The organism is Hyphomicrobium sp. 802 (assembly GCF_000526135.1).
Lineage (GTDB): Bacteria > Pseudomonadota > Alphaproteobacteria > Rhizobiales > Hyphomicrobiaceae > Hyphomicrobium_B.
The window spans coordinates 1,258,918-1,276,276 of record NZ_JAFM01000001.1 but is presented as its reverse complement, the minus strand read 5'-3'; the positions used below and the strand labels follow the sequence as shown (position 1 = coordinate 1,276,276).

Here is a 17,359-nt window from a genome sequence, read left to right as displayed (position 1 = left end):
CGTCAAGCCTTGTGGCAGTGTCCGCCCGCCCGAGCCAGGAGCATTTCCGGCACGCCGGTTGGCGCGCCTGAATTTTCCGTTCGTTGGCCCTCAAAGGCGATACGCCAAATCAGCTGCCGTAGCTCAGTGGTAGAGCACTCCCTTGGTAAGGGAGAGGTCGAGAGTTCAATCCCCTCCGGCAGCACCAGACCGCTCCCATCATGCGAGCGCCGATCATCACGGGCCACGCTTCTCTTTCGCTGATCTGAAACCGCAGCCGAAGCACCCAGTCCGAATCTGCGCGTCGCATCGCAGGCCCTCAACAAATCATGCCACCTGGTGCTCGACTTTATTTCGCACTTGCGAAATAGCTTGTTAAGCTTTGGAGCCAATCTCGAATAGGGGGATCGTTGCCCATGCTGAACTACACCGACCGCGGCAGTTACAAGGATCGCATCATTCCCGCCGCGGATCTGAAGGTCCTGCCAGACCCGCCGTATTCGAACAGCTTTCCGATCAAGCTGCCCGACGGCGACTGGGCGGACCTGCCCTTTCTCGCTCTCCCGCCGGACTTTGACACCGCGATTGCCTACCTGTGCATTACCGAGAATTCTTTTGAGCTCGAAGACCGCTTGAGCACGGCGATGGCCGATCTCGTCCGCCCGCTCGGCGCTGAAGTCGTCATCGGTATGCCGACGCTCGGCATGGTTCTGGCAGCATCCGTCGCAAAGAAGCTCGGCCATCCCTACTACGTGCCGCTGTCGTACTCGCGAAAATTCTGGTTCGAGGACGAACTCTCCGTTCCGGTGATCTCGATCACGAGCCCGCTGAAGCCTAAAACAGTTTTCATCGATCCGCGGCTTCTCGAACGGCTCGAAGGCAAGCGCGTGTTGCTTGTCGAGGACGTCATTTCGACAGGCGGCACGGTTTCTGCCGAACTCGAGCTGATGAAAAAAATCGGCGCGAATATCGTCGGCGTGGTGACAGCCATTAAGGAAACGAGAGTCTGGGAGCGCACACTGGGCGACATCGACCCGGCATACCGTGCGCTAGTTCACGCGCCGATTAAATGTCCCCTCTTCCGCAAGACGCCGGAGGGCTGGGTGCCGGACATGTTGACAATGCCGACCTAAGCGCACCGCAACTTGGCCATGCCCACTTAAGCGCGCAGGCCGCATTTCGGCGTCGCCATAACCGCAACAAGCAGTAAAAGTTGATCGGGCCGGCGGGAAAATCTAATTTTGTCCGCCTGCATCTTTGCGTCAGCCAAGTTGCGCCTCGCACCCAGCAGGGAAGAACTTGGATCTTGCCATGTTGCTGCGAACGATTGCCATTCTGCTTTCGCTGTCCGTGCACGGCTTGATCGGCTACGCGATATGGCCCAGGCTTCACAACGAGGAGTTGGAAATCCTCGATTTCGGCACGGGACAGGACATTGAGCTGATGCCGCAGGGCATGGTCCTCGATACCGTGGCCAATCGCGGCGACAGCGTCGAAAGCCTTGCGACGCCGGACGTCGTGCCGATGGACGAGCGCAAGCCGCCGCCGGAAGCGTCAAGCTCCGTTACGCCGATGCTGTTACGCGACGTGAGCGGCGGTGCGCCGGAAAAAAGCGCGCAGGACGTCGCCATGCTTCCGCAGCAGAAACCAGCTCCACAATCATCGCCCGTCGCGCCGCCGACACCACTTCATGACGCCCGGGACGTTCAGCAAGCACAAAACACCGAGGACATTCCGGCAATCGAACCGCGAAAGCCGTCGACGCAACCGCCGACCGTGACCTCGTCGAACCCGCTGATCGACCTTCCGGATGACGCCGGACGACAAATTACACCAGACGTCGCGCCGGTTCGCGAGCAAGCTCCGGCTGCCCAACGCCCCCTCGTTGCGACGGCGCAGCTGCTCCGCGACGTCGCCAGCAAAGTTGAAAGCCGGAAACCCGACGCTGCCGCAACTGTCGAAGAGCAACGGCCTGCGCCGGAGCACCCCACAACAAAGCCGAGCGAACAGCTCGACGCCATTGCAGCGCCGCAGAAAGACGCGGTTGAACAGATCGCAGCGCAGCCTACCGAAACACCGCTGCCGAACCCTCTCAAAGCGCCAAGCTCCGGCAAGCCCGGAGACTTGCCGCCCCTCGACCAACTCAAGGAATCGAAGGTCACGCAGATCGATAAGCCATCGCCCCCCACCCCGATGGCAGAGCAGCAGCCCGATACGAAGGAAGTCGAGGCACAACCCGAGCAGGTCGCGATCGTCACCGAAGAAAGTTCGGCAACGGTGAAGACCGGCGGCGAGGCACGTATCGTCGGAATTTATCTGGGCCAAATCAACGACCGAGTGCAGCACTCGAAAGTCAATCCACGTTCGCGGCAGACGGGCGTGGTCGTTTTGAAATACACGATCGGCACCGACGGCGCTCTTCTTTCGAAGGAAGTGACTTCATCCTCGAAATATCGCGTTCTCGATGAGGCCGCACTCGCCGCGCTCGACCGCGCCACGCCGTTTCCGCCCATTCCGCCGGAAGTGAGCCTGAAGCCTATGACGTTCACGCAGCCTTTTAAATTCATCGTGCGCTAGGCACGCCGTACCTCGGCGTTACGCACTGCAAATTCTTTGGCTACCCAGTCGATGAAAACTCGGACCCGCGGCGACAGCTGGCGATTGCGCGGGTAAAGCAGCGAAACCGGCGTCGACGTCGGCGGATAATCCGGCAGCACTTCGACAAGCTCGCCCGCCTGCACCGCAATGTCGCCGCGATAGCGCGGAATTTGAATGAGTCCGAGACCGAGCTTTGCCGCTGCGTGATAGGTCTCCGCGCCATTCACCGAGACAGTCGATGGCAGCATGATATTGCGCACCTTGCCATCGACGATGAATTCCAGCGGCAGATGCCCGCCCGTAGCGGTCGAATGGAACGCGACCATCCCATGTGTTCCAGGCAAATCGTCAGGATGCCGAGGCAATCCGTGCGCTGCGATATAACCGGGCGAGGCGAGCGTCATTTCATCGAGCGTTGCAACACGGCGCGCGACCATATCGCTGTCCTGAAGTGATCCGGCGCGCAATACGCAGTCGATTCCTTCGCGGACCAGATCGACATAACGATCGCCTTCGCTGATGTAGATTTCGATGTCGGGATAGGTTTCGAGAAACGCTGGCAGGCTCGGCAGCAGGAAATGGCGGCCGAGCGTACCGTGCACATCGACCCGCAACAGGCCTTTAGGCTTGGCGCCCGCAAACGCGCCCTCGGCGTCTTCGATATCAGCCAAAATGGAGAGGCAGCGCTGGTAGTAAGCCTCGCCATCGAGCGTCGGACTTACGTGTCGGGTGGTCCGCTGCAGCAATTGCACTCCAAGGCGCGCTTCGAGTTGCTTGACGGCATCCGTCACCGTCGAGCGCGGCAGCCCCATGTCTTCGGCCGCAAGCGTAAAGCTCCGCCGCTCAACGACGCGCGAAAAAACCCGCATGGCATCAAATCGGTCCATCGTCCAATTGTTCGCAAATTCCGAATAGTAATGCCGAACAATGCCGGATTATCCGCCCAATTGAAAGGTCCATATCCACTCCAACAGCAAACGCGCTTCGGCGCGCTCTTCGAATGGAGAAGGAAAAATGACCGCCAACCAGAATAGGGTCGCCATCGTCACAGGCGCTTCCCGCGGCATCGGGGCCACCGTCGCGGAGCGTCTCGCCAGGGACGGCTTCACGGTCGTCGTCAACTATGCCGGCAGCGCCGCCCAGGCCGATGACGTCGTGCGAAAGATCGAAAAGGTGGGCGGCAAGGCCGTGACAGCCCAGGCCGACGTATCAAAGCCCGAGGACGTGCGTCGCATGTTTCAATCGGCCGAAACGGCCTTCGGCGGTATTGACGTGCTCGTCAACAATGCGGGCGTTATGGCGCTCTCATCGATTTCCGACGCCGACGACGCCGCTTTCGATCGCCAAGTGGCCATCAACTTGAAGGGCTCGTTCAATGCCATGCGTGAGGCAGGCAAACACCTGCGCAACGGCGGCCGCATCATCAATTTCTCGACCAGCGTCGTCGGCCTCAAACTCGAGAACTATGGCATCTACGCCGCCACCAAAGCTGCCGTCGAAGCGATGACGGGCATCATGGCGAAGGAAATGCGCGGCCGGTCGATTACCGTGAACGCGATTGCGCCCGGCCCCGTCGCAACCGAACTTTTCCTTCACGGCAAATCGGATGAGTTGATCGATAAAATGGCGAAGATGAACCCGATGGAACGCCTCGGAACTCCCGAAGACATCGCCAATGTCGTCTCGTTCCTCGCAGGCCCGGAAGGCGCCTGGATCAACGGTCAAGTCCTGCGCGCAAACGGCGGCATGATCTGACAATCCACGACGGACTACCTTGAGTTGAAGCAAGATAGTCAATCGGAAATTTCGCGCCTTTTGAAGGATTGCTGCCCGGCGCACAGAATGCATAGCAGATCATCTCATAATAGAGGGCGCGCCGAAGCATCGGCATCGGTGCGCTTCTCTTAATTTCCTGGAGCGTCCAAAAATATCGTCGATTTTCGCGGCAATCGTCACTTTTCGCGAAACGCGATGACAATGCTCGTGCCGTTAGGACCGAGCCGGGAATTGCTCTGCATCAAGGTCGTCTTGAACCATAGTCGTATTCTCCAAACATTGAACCTCAATATTTTCCCCGACCGCCGGGCAACCCTTAGTTCATCCCGCACTTTCCAAAAATCAGTCCTGAGAGCTTCGGCCCGCGCTGATCGGGAAAACAAGACGATAATCCTAGGAAGGACAAACGATGAAGTTCGTGACGACCAACCCCTATACGGGAGAAGTCCTGAAGACCTTTCCGACGGCCAGCGAATCCGAAATCAAACAGGCCATCGATAAAGCGCATGATACATTTCTCAGCTGGCGCGAGACGTCGTTTCGCGAACGCGCGCGCATCATGCAGAAGGCTGCGGACCTCCTGCGCCGCGATGTCGATAAGTACGCGCCGATCCTGACGATCGAAATGGGCAAGCTGCTTTCCGAAGCGAAAGCCGAAGTTGAGCTTTCCGCCCGCATCTTTGAATATTACGCCAAGAACGCCGAGAAACTGCTGGCTCCGGAAAAGCTTCCGGTTGCAGATCCGGAAGAAGGCGAGGCCGTTCTGGTTTGCGATCCGCTCGGCATCATCCTCGCGATCGAACCGTGGAATTTCCCTTACTACCAGATCGCCCGCATCATCGCGCCCCAGCTCTCGGCAGGTAACGTCATCCTGCTGAAGCACGCCGCCAACGTTCCGCAATCCGCCATTGCCTTCGAAAGCCTCATGCTGGAAGCTGGTCTGCCGGACGGCGCCTTCATCAATCTCTTCTTGGATCATCCCCACGTCGGCGTGGTCCTCAACGATCCGCGCGTTCACGGCGTCGCCCTCACCGGCTCCGAATACGCCGGTTCGATCGTTGCGGCTGAAGCCGGCAAGGCGCTCAAGAAGTCGACGATGGAACTCGGCGGCGCCGACGCCTTCGTCGTCCTGAAAGACGCCGACCTCGACAAGACCGCGAAGTGGGCCGTGTTCGGCCGCCACTGGAATGCCGGCCAGGTCTGCGTATCCTCCAAGCGCATGATTATCGAAGAGCCGGCGTACGACGGCTTCATGGAACGTTACGTCAAGGGCGTTTCCGAGCTGCGCGCCGGTGATCCGATGGATCCCAACACGACGCTTGCACCTCTCTCGTCGCAGAAAGCCGTCGACGACCTCAAGGACAAGATCCGCCAGGCCGTCGCGCACGGCGCCAAGGCGATCGAAGTCGGCCCGAGCGTTCCCAACCAGGGCGCATTCCTGCAGCCGACGATCCTCACCGATATCGCAGAAGACAACCCGGCCCGCTACTGGGAGTTCTTCGGTCCTGTTTCGATGATCTTCAAGGCTAAGGACGAAGACGATGCCGTCCGCATCGCCAACGACTCGCCGTTCGGCCTCGGCGGTTCGGTCTTCACGTCGAACCCCGCTCATGGCGCCGAAGTCGCCAAGCGCATCTCAACCGGCATGGTGTTCGTCAACCATCCGACCATGGTCAAGGCCGACCTGCCGTTCGGCGGCGTCCGGCGCTCAGGATACGGCCGCGAGTTGCTCGGCCTCGGCATCAAGGAGTTTGTGAACCACAAGCTGATCGATATCGTCGACATCGACGCAGCGTTCTAAGCGGCCGAACAGCAAAACAAGACCATTCGCACCGTGCGGGAGAACTCGCACGGTGCGAATTCTTATCAGCCGAGCCTCATCGACACTTCCACATCGTCACCGAACGGCGTCGAAAGATAACCATTCGATGGCGAACGCACGCGAGTCAAATAGTCGGGACTGTAATCGGCGTTGTCGGCGATCACGAAGGCTCCCGGCCTGAGGCGGCTTTCCAGCAAGCTTAAAATTTCCGGGTAAAGTGCTTTCGCACCATCCAGCAGCACGAGGTCGATGACCTCAGGAAGATCGGCGTTCAGCGTCTGAAGCGCATCGCCTTGCCTAATTTCGACCAGATCAACCACACCGCCCGCCGTCAGATTTTCGCGTGCCTTTACCACTTTCGATGGCTCGAACTCACTCGTGATTAGACGGCCTCCGCCATTGTCGCGAAGCGCCGCGGCGAGGTGCAGTGTCGAAACGCCGAATGACATTCCGAATTCGACGATTGATCGCGCCCGGCATCCGCGCGCAAGCATGTAGAGCAACGTTCCCGTCTCCCGCGAGACCGCAAGCGGGAAGTCCTTTAATCGCCGATAGAAATCCCGGTAATCAACCTTGCTGCTCATCAGTCGCGCATGTTCTTCGGACGAAAGGTCCGCAAAATCGGGACTGTCCGTCGGCGAGATGGCGCTAGCTACTTCAAAAAGCCTATCCAGAAGCGGCCCAACAGGGGGTGTAGTCAGCGTATTCATCGTAAATCTCTCCTACGACTTTTGATCAGTCTTCCGCCCGATCAAGAATACGATTAATCAATCGCATTCACTATTCGCATTCCCTACGCCGCCCATGTCCCGAAAAAAAAGAACCCAAATTTCCTCGCGAAAAGAACCTCGGCAGGCCCGCTCCACCGAGCTTGTAACGGCCATTCTGGACGCTGCTATTCAGGTTTTAGCGAAAGAAGGTGCGCAGCGTTTCACGACTGCGAGAGTCGCCGAAAGAGCCGGAGTCAGCGTCGGCTCGCTCTATCAGTATTTTCCGAACAAGGCGGCGATCCTCTTTCGTCTCCAGTGCGACGAGTGGCGGCAGACGACAGAGTTGTTGAGCAGCATTCTCGGCGACTCACGCAAACCAGCGCTTCAACGACTCCGAACGCTCGTACATACCTTTATCCGATCGGAATGCGACGAAGCCGCAGTCCGTGTCGCGTTGGACGACGCCGCCCCTCTCTACCGCAATGCTCCGGAAGCAAAGGAAGCGAGAGCATCAAGCGCACGAGCGATGGACAATTTCATGCGTGAAGCATTGCCCAATGCCTCGAAGTCGCAGCAATCGTTGGCAGCCAAACTTATCAAGACGACGCTTAGCACCGTCGGAAAGCAGTTCTCGGAAACGCCGCGCACCCCGGCGGAAATTAAGGCCTTTGCCGGTGCTCTAGCCGATATGTTTTGCGCTTACTTGGACGGGCTGGCAAATCCTGGCTGCCAGCTAAGGATAGCTGGACCAAAACGTGCTCGTCAGGTGTCCAACACCTCTTCGATCTGATAGAGCGGCCGATACCGCCGCGTCACGACCGTGATCCGCGCGCCGTCTCGCAAGGTATGAAGCCCCTGGGTGACAAGCTGAATGGTGACGCCGCTGTCGGTATGGAGCTCGGCGTAATCATTGCCCCACACCCGAACGGTACCGGAGAACACGTGTGTTCCCGGTTCCAGCAGATCGGGAGTGCTTGTTCTGGTGCCACCCATGTGCCACACGCCGCAAATCCCAAAACCATCCGAGTTTGCCGACGAAATGTCGGCGCGCGCAAGGCCGCCGCAGACACCATCTCCATAATTCTAGCGTGAGCCATCACCCTGGCCGTCCAGCCGAGGGAAAAATCCAAAAGATCGAACGTGTTGATCTTGACTATTACTCCCGAACGGCTCATGTGAACCGCGCGGTTGCCCCTGTTTAAGGTGCCGCGAATCCGAAGGAACCCAACCCTTGTCTAGCGACAGTAGTCGATTGCCCCGGCCGTCGAGGCTCGTGGACTGACCGTTGGGTCGGCTCCCACGATCCGTGCGACGGCGGATCGGAAGGTGAGCCATGGAAAACATCCGCAAAGCATCGGGTGACGATGTCGACCCGATCGTTCTGGTCGAGTTGCTCGAAGAGCACGACGCCGACATTGTCGCTCAGCTCAACGAGGAAGACCTCGAAACAGCTGCGTCAATTCTGGCGCAGCTTCCACTCGATCGCGTCGTTGAAATCTTCGACCGCCCCGAGCTGTCCCGCGCCAGCGACCTGATCCTCGAACTCCCAGAGGAGTTTGCAGGCCAGGTCCTGACCGGCATGTCCGCCGACCGCGCGGCCGACCTCCTGCGTCAGCTCGACGGTCCCGACCGCACGAAGCTGCTGTCGCTTCTCGATTTCGAGACCGCCCAATCCCTGAAGCTGCTGCTCGCCTACCATGAGGGCACCGCCGGCAGCATCATGACGACCGAGTTCGTCAGCGTCCCCTCGACGTTCACGGTCGCCGACACCTTGCGGCTGATCCGCGAGGTCGAGCACACACGCGAAACCGTCTATGCGATCTATGTTATTGATCCTGTGTCGCGCATCCTCGTGCGCACTGTCACGCTGCGTCAGCTGATTACCGGCGAGCCCGATCAACCCATTCTAGAGGTCGCACCCGATCGCGATCCGATCTGGGTTGATCCCGACACCGATCGCGAAGAAGTCGCACGGCTGATCTCGATCCACGACCTTCTCGCCGTCCCGGTTCTCAACGCCAGGCACCGCGTGCTCGGCATTGTCACCGTCGATGACGTGATCGACGCCATCCTCGATGAGAGTACCGAAGACGTGCAGAAGTTCGGCGGTGTCGAAGGCATCGCCGAGCCGTATCTGGAAATCGGCTTCCTGGAGATGATCAAGAAGCGCGCCGGTTGGCTTTGCGCCTTGTTTCTCGGCGAAATGCTGACAGCGAGCGCGATGCAGCATTATTCCGATGAGCTTGAAAAGGCGGTGGTCTTAACGCTTTTTATTCCGCTGATCATGAGCTCGGGCGGCAACTCCGGCTCGCAGTCGACATCGCTTCTCATTCGTGCGCTTGCGCTCGGACAAATCCGGCTGCGCGACTGGTGGCGCGTCGCCATCCGCGAGATTCCGACGGGCATTACGCTTGGCACCATCCTCGGCATCATCGGCATCGCGCGCATTTCGCTGTGGCAGACGATCGGTATCTTCGACTACGGCCCGCACTGGCAGCTCGTCGCCTTGACCGTCGGGCTCGGCCTCATCGGCATTGTCACCTTCGGCTCGCTGACCGGCGCAATGCTGCCGTTCTTGCTGAAACGCATTGGCTTCGACCCCGCGAGCGCGTCAGCCCCGTTTGTCGCAACGCTCGTCGATGTCACCGGCCTGATGATCTATTTTAGCGTCGCCATGCTCGTGCTGCGGGGCACACTGCTTTAGAGCGAAAATCATACTTTGGAACGGAAAGGCGTATGCAGACAAAAAACCTGCATGCGCCTTCGTTATTTTCGTGTCGTATTTTCATACAGCCTGCAAACGATCGCGGCATTTCTGCTGGGATTGAGCGGCTTACTGAAATCCTAGTTTTGAAAGCCTCTTATTCGATCGAGGCTTTATGGCCACTGTCTCGGGACGAAATGCCCTTTGCCCGCAATGAGATGGGCCGCAATGATGGTCAACATCATTGAATTTCGGATCGTCGGAATGCATGTGATGTACTATTGTCCACTGGCGTCGGCGCGCCGTGGAAAATTCTCGCCTGTGGATTCTGAAAAAATGACGACGACCACCGCCCTTGTGAGGCTTAAGCCTCGATGCTCGGCCTTGTCCGTGCTGGCCGCGATGGCCTTCATCGCGAGCAACGTCCAATCTGCAAGCGCGCAGAGCGCGCCACCGGCGTTTCCGGTCACCGTGGCGCCCCCGATCGCGAAGCACATCAAGACGTGGGACGAATTTCCCGGCCGCTTCGAAGCCGTCGCCCGCGTCGAGCTGCGCCCACGCGTCAGCGGCTACGTCGATCAGGTCAATTTCAAGGAAGGCACGATCGTAAAACAGGGCGATCTCCTCTTCACGCTCGATAAACGGCCGTTCCAGATCGCCGTCGAAGCCGCGAAAGCGGATGTCGCGCGCACGCAGGCCCAGGTCGAATTTGCCAAGGCCGATCTCGAACGCGCCGGCCCGCTCGTCGAAACGAAAGTCTTGAGTGAACAGGTCTACGAGCAGCGCAAATCGAGCCTCGGCGTCGCCGAAGCCCAGGTGATGTCGGCAAAGGCCAATCTCAAATCGGCCGAGCTCAATCTGGAATGGGCGGAAGTGCGCGCTCCGATCTCCGGCCGCGTCTCGGACAAGAAAATCGACGTCGGCAACCTCGTGATCGGCGGTCAGGTCAATTCGACCTTGATGGCGACCATCGTCACGACCGACCCCATTCACTTCGTCTTCGATACCTCCGAAGCCGACTACATGCGCGATGCCCGCAAGCGGAAGTCGGGCGTGCTTCCCGCATCCCGCCTCGCGCCCGTTCCCGTCCGCGTGAAACTCGCCGACGAAAAGGACTGGGCGCACGAGGGCACGATGGACTTCATCGACAACGCCTTCAATCAACGCTCAGGCACCATCCGCGGCCGCGCCGTTCTGTCTAACAAAGACGATCTGCTGACGCCCGGACTTTTCGCCCGCATCGCCGTTTACGGCGGCGACGCGGATGCGCTTCTCGTTCCCGACGATGCCATCATCTCCGATCAGGCGAGCAAAATTCTTTATACCGTCAATGCCGACAACGTTGTCACCGCCACGCCGGTGACGCTCGGCCAGATGTACGAAGGCTTGCGTGTCATCACCTCTGGACTGAAGCCGGACGACCGTATCGTGATCGAAGGCGTCGCAAACCCCGCCATTCGGCCGGGAACGAAAGTTGCGCCGACCGAGGGAGCGATCAAACCGCCCGAGAAGACGGCGCAGAACTGATCTGCGCCGCCGCGCCTGAACGAGCATTCCGTCTGAAGCTTCCAACGCCGATAGGGCCCGATGCGTCTGTCTCACTTTTTTATCGACCGGCCGATCTTCGCTGCAGTCGTCTCGATCATCATTACGATCCTCGGGTTGATCTCGATGCGGTTTCTGCCCATCGCAGAATATCCCGACATCGCGCCACCGACGGTTGCCGTGCACGCTACGTATCCCGGCGCGTCCGCCCAAGTCATCGCCGAAACCGTCGCCACGCCGATCGAGCAGGAAGTCAACGGCGTCGACGACATGCTCTACGTCAACTCGCAATCGACCGGCGACGGCCAGTTGACGATCAACGTCGTCTTCAAGCCGGGCACCAATGTCGATCAGGCGCAGGTTCTGGTCCAGAACCGCGTCGCGGTTGCTGAGCCCCGCCTGCCGGAAGACGTGCGCCGGCTCGGCATCTCTGTACGCAAGGCCTCGCCCGACCTGATGATGGTCGTGCACATGATCTCACCTGACGGCACGCGCGATCAGCAGTACATCTCGAACTACGCGACGCTCTACGTCAAAGACGTGCTGACCCGCATCGACGGCGTCGGCGACGTCCAGGTCTTCGGCGCCCGCGACTACTCGATGCGTATCTGGCTCGACCCCGACAAAGTCGCAGCTCGCGGTCTGACCGCAGGTGAGGTCGTCTCGGCGCTCCAAGCCGCCAATTTGCAGGTTGCGGCAGGCTCGATCAATCAGCCGCCCGCGTCATCCGACGGCGCCTTCACGATCAACGTCAAGACGCTCGGACGTCTGTCATCGCCGGATCAGTTCGAAAATATCGTCGTGCACGCCGAACCGGACGGCTCGGTCGTTCGCATCCGCGATATCGCCCGCGTCGAGCTGGGCTCGCAGGACTATACCGTCAACGCCTATCTCAATAACAAGGTCGCGACCGCGCTCGTCATCTTCCAAAAGCCGGGTTCGAACGCGCTGGCGACGGCCGCCAACGTCAAGGCCGAGATGGAGCACCTGAAGAAGAGCTTCCCGCCGGGCGTCGGCTATGCGGTCGTCTATAACCCGACGGAGTTCATTCAGTTCTCGATCGACGCCGTCATCCATACGCTCATCGAAGCACTGGTGCTCGTCGTCCTCGTCGTCATCCTGTTTTTGCAGACATGGCGCGCGGCGATCATCCCAATCCTGGCGATCCCCGTATCGCTGGTCGGCACCTTCTTCATCATGAGCCTCGTCGGCATCACGTTTAACACGCTGTCGCTGTTCGGCTTGGTGTTGGCCATCGGCATCGTCGTTGACGACGCTATCGTCGTTGTCGAGAACGTCGAGCGCTACATTGCCCAAGGCATGACGCCGAAGGAGGCCGCTCATAAGACGATGGATGAAGTCGGCGGCGCGCTGCTTGCAATCTCGCTGGTGCTGATCGGCGTCTTCTTGCCGACCGCCTTCATCACCGGCCTGCAAGGCTCCTTCTTCAAGCAGTTCGCTATCACCATCGCCGCTTCGACCGCAATTTCGCTGATGGTCTCGCTCTCGCTTTCGCCCGCCATGGCTGCGTTGCTCTTGAAACCGCACGCCGGAGAGCATGAAAAGCGCAATCCCATCGCGACAATCCTCGGTGCGCCCCTGCGCTGGTTCTTCGCCGGCTTCAACTGGGCCTTCAGCACGCTGTCGCATGGCTACGCCTGGCTGACGCGCAACCTGATCCGCGTCGCCGCCGTTCTGCTCCTTGTCTACGCCGGCCTGCTCTACGTCACCTATGAGCGATTAACGGCGACGCCGACGGGTCTCATCCCGCAGCTCGATCGCGCCTACTTCATCACGGTCTTCCAGCTTCCGCCGGGCTCCACCTTGAAGCGTACCGATGAAGTCGTGCGCCGCGCCTCCGAAATCATCATGCATCGGCCGGGCGTCGCCAACGCCGTCGAATTCGTCGGCTTCGACGGCGCGACATTCACGAACGCGCCCAACACCGGCGTCGTCTTCGTCGGCCTGGAACCGTTCGAACAGCGCATCGCCAGCGGCCTGACCAAGGATATGATCCTTGCCGACCTGCGCCAGCAAATGGCGACCCTCAAGGACGCTTTCATTTTCGTGCTGGAACCGCCCTCTGTGCCCGGCATCGGAACCGGCGGCGGCCTCAAAGGCTATGTTCAGGATAAAGCGGGACGCGGCCTGCCCGCGCTCGAAGGCGCGGCCTGGGCAATGGCCGGCGCCACCGGCCAGACGCCGGGCTTCACGCAGGCCTTCACGCTCTTCAACGTGCGCACGCCTGAGGTCTATGCCGACATCGACCGCACCAAAGCCGAACAGCTTGGCGTTCCGATCAGCCGCGTGTTCGAAACGCTCTCGGTTTATATGGGCTCGGCCTTCATCAATGACTTCAATATCCTCGGCCGCACCTATCGCGTCACAGCGCAAGGCGACAACCCATATCGCCTGTCGCTGCGCGACGTCTCCAACCTGAAGACGCGCAACAACGACGGCGACATGGTGCCGATAGGTTCGGTCGCAACCTTCCAGGACACGACCGGCGCCTATCGCGTGCCGCGCTACAATCTCTATCCGTCTGCCGAAGTGCAGGTTCAGCTTGCGCGCGGCTATTCGAGCGGCACGGCCATTGCGACGATGGAAGCGATCGCAGAGAAAGTCCTGCCGCAAGGCTTCGGTTTCGAATGGACCGAGATCGCGCTGCAGGAAAAGCTTGCGGGCAATACCGCAATCTACGCCTTCGGCCTGTCCGTCGTCTTCGTGTTCCTGCTGCTCGCGGCGCTCTACGAAAGCTGGGCGCTGCCGATTGCCGTCATCCTGATCGTGCCGATGTGTATCCTGGCGGCAATGATCGGCGTGAACATCCGTGGCCTCGATCGCAATATCCTGGTCGAGATCGGCTTGATCGTGCTCGTCGGCCTCGCGGCCAAGAACGCCATTTTGATCGTGGAGTTCGCCAAACAGGGCGAGGACAACGGCCTGTCCCGCGTCGACGCCGCCGTCGAAGCTGCCCGCACCCGTCTGCGGCCGATCCTGATGACGTCGCTGGCCTTCATCCTGGGCGTCGTGCCGCTGGTCTTCGCCGAAGGAGCAGGCGCCGAGATGCGGCAATCGCTGGGCACGGCCGTGTTCGCGGGTATGCTCGGCGTGACGCTCTTCGGCCTGATCTTCACGCCGATCTTCTACGTCGTCGTCCGGAAACTGTCGCCGCGGAGAGATCCGCATGCCGATCCGCACCAAACGCCGCATACCCCGGCGGCGGGCACACCATCGGCTTAAAAAGGCACGGCGAGCGCCAAATTAACTTGTCCGGCCTTGCGGGGTCGACAAACCGGCCATCGGTCCCCATCTAGAGAGGCGGCAACAGGTATTTGCCGTCTCAAATCCAATGGGTCTATAAGGGCGCTTCATTTGCCCCCGTTGGTATGACTGTCTTCTCACAACAACTCAGTGTTCTCATGAATTCAGATAAGAAGCCGACGCGCGCCGACGTCGAATCCGCCATCAAGACCATCCTCCGCTGGACGGGCGAAGACCCCGACCGCGACGGCCTGAAGGAGACGCCTGCCCGCGTCACCAAGGCCTTTGAGGAATGGTTCCGCGGGTACGGCGAAGATCCCGAAGCGATCCTCAACAAGACCTTCGAGGAAATCGAAGGCTACGATGAGATGATCGTGCTGCGCGGCATCCGCTTCGAAAGCCACTGCGAGCACCACATGGCGCCGATCATCGGCCGCGCCTGGGTCGGATATATTCCCAATGGCCGCGTTGTCGGCATTTCGAAACTCGCGCGGGTAGTGAATGCCTATGCCAAGCGGCTTCAGATCCAAGAGAAAATGACGGCCCAAATCGCCAACGCGATCGAAGAGGCGCTGCATCCTCAGGGTGTGGCAGTCATAATCAAGGCCGAGCATCATTGCATGACGACGCGCGGCGTACTCAAGCCGGGAACCGACATGGTGACAAGCCGCATGCTCGGCGTCTTCCGCGACAACGCGATCACGCGTCAGGAATTTCTGGCGCTGGTGACGGAGGATACGAAGACGTCGTGACGTTTGCGGGCGGATAATTGACCGCGACGAGGTAAAGGCCCGACGCCGGCGCGACGGGCCCACACGCCTCCCGATTCGCCGCCGCGAGCGCCTTTGCGAGGTCCGCCCGAGCCCACTTGCCTTCGCCGACGAGCTTTAAGCTCCCGACCATCGACCGCACCTGATGGTGCAGGAACGAACGCGCTGACACGGTGCAGACGATCTCGTCGCCGTCTCGGGAAATCTCGAACCTGTCGAGCGTCTTGACGGGCGACGCGGCTTGGCACTGCGCGGCGCGGAAGGTCGTAAAATCGTGCTTACCGACGAGCACTTGCGCAGCTTCGTGCATTGCGCCCGCATCGAGTTCCTGCATCGTCCACCACACGCGGTTACGATCAAGGATCGGCGGCGCGCGGCGCGTCAGCAGACGATACTTGTAGTGCCGCTTGATCGCGCTGAAACGGGCGTCGAACTCGGCATCGACAGCCGCACACGCAACGATACCGATCGGATGCGGACGCAAATGAAAGTTCATCGCGTCGCGAACGCGGCCCGGCGACCACTCTTTGCTCAAGTCGAAATGCGCGACCTGACCCAGCGCATGCACGCCCGCATCCGTGCGCCCGGCGCCGCGCACGCCGACCGTCTCTTGCGAGAACTTGCGGATCGCGTCTTCAAGCAGGCCTTGGATCGAAAGGCCCTGCGCCTGCCGTTGCCAGCCGACAAATGGCGTTCCGTCGTATTCAATGGTGATGCGATAGCGGGGCATTCAAACTCAGTGCTCAGGGATGATCGCGCCATCCCTAGCCGTTCCGGAGCGCAGGCTCAACGTTTGGCAGTTATTCTTCGTTCTGCTTGTCGGGTGTTTGAGGCTTCACTCTATGGACAGCCTTCGGCGCTCGCACACCCGGAACCCGGTAGAAGGCGGCGCCGCGATACACGACCCCGCCGGGAATCTCGGTCTCCTCGTCAACCACCCACGCGGGATCGAACGGCACCGGACGAATGACCCTGACGCCGCTTTCGATCGTCACGTCAGCGCCCGGCACGAGATGTCTGCCAGCCGCCCCGGTCGGCGCTCCGAAGTCCGCAGCCATGGCTGCAACTGGAAGAGCAACCGTCAAAACAAGACCAACGCAGACCTGCCGAAACATTCTCGCACTCGCAGCTACCAACCAGTGGGTTGTAGCCTCAAGCGCTGGTGTTTGCAGCCCGGACGTCGGATATCATTAACGGGAAAATGGCGTCCCGGCCGCAACCGGCGTACCACGCAGAAAATCCGAGGCCGCCATCGGTTGCTTGCCGGCCCGTTGCAGCTTCACGATCCGGATCGCGCCGCTGCCGCAGGCAATGGTCAACCGGTCGTCGATCAGCGTACCGGGCGCACCCGAACCGTCGACAACGGCCGCCAGCAAAACCTTGATCCGCTCAGGCTTCCCGCCGAGCGAAATCTCAAACCACGCGCCGGGAAACGGCGACAGACCGCGAATGTGATCCGCGACCTCTTTTGCAGACCGCGAGAAATCAATCCGCGCCTCGCGCTTGTCGATCTTGGCGGCATAGGTCGCGCCTTCGTCCGGCTGCCGCACACATGCGAGCGTCCCCGCTTCGAGTTTGCCGAGCGCCTCGACCATAAGTTCCGCACCAAGCTTCGACAGGATGTCGTGCAGCTCGCCTGCCGTCATGTCCGGCGAAATGGGAACATCGCGGCCGACGCACACCGGCCCGGTGTCGAGTCCCTGCTCCATGCGCATGATATTGACGGCCGTGACCGCATCGCCCGCCATGATCGCCCGCTGGATCGGCGCCGCCCCTCGCCAGCGCGGCAGCTTCGAGGCGTGCACGTTGAAACAACCAAGCCGCGTCGCGTCCAGGATCGCTTTCGGTAGCAGCAGGCCGTAGGCAACGACCACCGCCGCATCGGCCTGCAACGCGGCAAATGCCTGGCGATCGTCGTCGCTTTTGAAATTCACCGGCGTGCGAACTGGAATCCCGAGCGCTTCCGCGCGCCGATGCACCGGCGATTTCGCTTCCGCCATCCCACGCCCAGCCGGACGCGGCGGCTGGCTATAAACCGCGACAACCTCATGCCCCACCGCCACGACCGCATCGAGCACAAGCACGGAAAAATCCGGCGTCCCCATGAATACGATCTTCAATGGCATATGGACTCTTTTGTAGGCGCGATCGACGACCCAAATTTCGCGCGTGCGGCCGGCTGACCGGAGGT

General features: G+C 60.3%; 16 protein-coding genes and 1 tRNA gene. 11 read left to right on the top strand and 6 right to left on the bottom strand.

Annotation, left to right across the window (positions count from 1 at the left end; all coding sequences use genetic code 11):
- The first annotated feature begins 112 nt into the window (after positions 1-112).
- The 3 genes from HYP802_RS0106345 to HYP802_RS23960 all read left to right on the top strand — a co-directional run bounded on the left by HYP802_RS0106345 (position 113) and on the right by HYP802_RS23960 (position 2,556).
- Positions 113-187, top strand: a tRNA-Thr gene (locus HYP802_RS0106345).
- A 208-nt stretch (positions 188-395) separates the two neighbouring features.
- The gene (locus tag HYP802_RS0106340; RefSeq protein WP_013946300.1) at positions 396-1,112 is read left to right on the top strand and encodes a phosphoribosyltransferase; all 717 of its coding nucleotides are present in this window, start codon (positions 396-398) and stop codon (positions 1,110-1,112) included.
- Positions 1,113-1,290: 178 nt separating this feature from the next.
- Positions 1,291-2,556 (top strand): energy transducer TonB, encoded by a 1,266-nt coding sequence (locus HYP802_RS23960; protein WP_024275375.1) that lies wholly within the window; start codon positions 1,291-1,293, stop codon positions 2,554-2,556.
- Here HYP802_RS23960 and HYP802_RS0106330 read toward each other — a convergent pair.
- A complete protein-coding gene (locus tag HYP802_RS0106330; protein WP_013946298.1) occupies positions 2,553-3,464 on the bottom strand; it encodes a LysR family transcriptional regulator in 912 nt (303 codons plus the stop codon). The two genes, HYP802_RS23960 and HYP802_RS0106330, sit on opposite strands and share 4 nt — an antisense overlap.
- Before the next feature lie 127 nt (positions 3,465-3,591).
- Between HYP802_RS0106330 and HYP802_RS0106325 the strand changes: the two genes are divergently transcribed.
- On the top strand, positions 3,592-4,332 hold the full coding sequence (locus HYP802_RS0106325) for an SDR family oxidoreductase (protein WP_013946297.1): 741 nt from the start codon (positions 3,592-3,594) through the stop codon (positions 4,330-4,332).
- Positions 4,333-4,762: 430 nt separating this feature from the next.
- On the top strand, positions 4,763-6,154 hold the full coding sequence (locus tag HYP802_RS0106320) for an NAD-dependent succinate-semialdehyde dehydrogenase (protein WP_013946295.1): 1,392 nt from the start codon (positions 4,763-4,765) through the stop codon (positions 6,152-6,154).
- 65 nt (positions 6,155-6,219) lie between these two features.
- Here the strand turns inward: HYP802_RS0106320 and HYP802_RS0106315 are convergent, their stop codons facing one another.
- Positions 6,220-6,885 (bottom strand): O-methyltransferase, encoded by a 666-nt coding sequence (locus HYP802_RS0106315; RefSeq protein ID WP_013946294.1) that lies wholly within the window; start codon positions 6,883-6,885, stop codon positions 6,220-6,222.
- A gap of 94 nt (positions 6,886-6,979) precedes the next feature.
- Between HYP802_RS0106315 and HYP802_RS0106310 the strand changes: the two genes are divergently transcribed.
- Entirely contained in the window at positions 6,980-7,675 is a 696-nt protein-coding gene (locus tag HYP802_RS0106310; RefSeq protein ID WP_013946293.1) for a TetR family transcriptional regulator, read from the top strand.
- Here the strand turns inward: HYP802_RS0106310 and HYP802_RS0106305 are convergent.
- Entirely contained in the window at positions 7,648-7,878 is a 231-nt protein-coding gene (locus HYP802_RS0106305) for a hypothetical protein (RefSeq protein WP_024275374.1), read from the bottom strand. The genes HYP802_RS0106310 and HYP802_RS0106305 overlap by 28 nt on opposite strands.
- 340 nt (positions 7,879-8,218) lie before the next feature.
- Between HYP802_RS0106305 and mgtE the strand changes: the two genes are divergently transcribed.
- The 5 genes from mgtE to folE all read left to right on the top strand — a co-directional run bounded on the left by mgtE (position 8,219) and on the right by folE (position 15,150).
- The gene (mgtE, locus tag HYP802_RS0106300) at positions 8,219-9,589 is read left to right on the top strand and encodes a magnesium transporter (RefSeq protein ID WP_013946291.1); all 1,371 of its coding nucleotides are present in this window, start codon (positions 8,219-8,221) and stop codon (positions 9,587-9,589) included.
- 32 nt (positions 9,590-9,621) lie between these two features.
- Entirely contained in the window at positions 9,622-9,837 is a 216-nt protein-coding gene (locus HYP802_RS23525; protein ID WP_013946290.1) for a hypothetical protein, read from the top strand.
- Positions 9,838-9,925: 88 nt separating this feature from the next.
- Positions 9,926-11,116, top strand: coding sequence for an efflux RND transporter periplasmic adaptor subunit (locus tag HYP802_RS0106295; protein WP_155831165.1), 1,191 nt, complete (start codon positions 9,926-9,928; stop codon positions 11,114-11,116).
- Between the two features lie 60 nt (positions 11,117-11,176).
- Entirely contained in the window at positions 11,177-14,377 is a 3,201-nt protein-coding gene (locus HYP802_RS0106290) for a multidrug efflux RND transporter permease subunit (RefSeq protein ID WP_013946287.1), read from the top strand.
- A gap of 179 nt (positions 14,378-14,556) precedes the next feature.
- Positions 14,557-15,150, top strand: coding sequence for a GTP cyclohydrolase I FolE (gene folE / locus HYP802_RS0106285; protein WP_024275372.1), 594 nt, complete (start codon positions 14,557-14,559; stop codon positions 15,148-15,150).
- Here folE and truA read toward each other — a convergent pair.
- From truA to fmt, 3 genes are all read right to left on the bottom strand, one after another.
- Positions 15,098-15,898: a tRNA pseudouridine(38-40) synthase TruA gene (gene truA, locus HYP802_RS0106280; RefSeq protein WP_013946285.1), complete on the bottom strand. Its 801-nt coding sequence runs from the start codon at positions 15,896-15,898 to the stop codon at positions 15,098-15,100. The genes folE and truA overlap by 53 nt on opposite strands.
- A gap of 70 nt (positions 15,899-15,968) precedes the next feature.
- A complete protein-coding gene (locus HYP802_RS0106275; protein WP_024275371.1) occupies positions 15,969-16,283 on the bottom strand; it encodes a hypothetical protein in 315 nt (104 codons plus the stop codon).
- Between the two features lie 75 nt (positions 16,284-16,358).
- The gene (gene fmt / locus HYP802_RS0106270) at positions 16,359-17,294 is read right to left on the bottom strand and encodes a methionyl-tRNA formyltransferase (RefSeq protein WP_024275370.1); all 936 of its coding nucleotides are present in this window, start codon (positions 17,292-17,294) and stop codon (positions 16,359-16,361) included.
- Between the last annotated feature and the right edge of the window lie 65 nt (positions 17,295-17,359).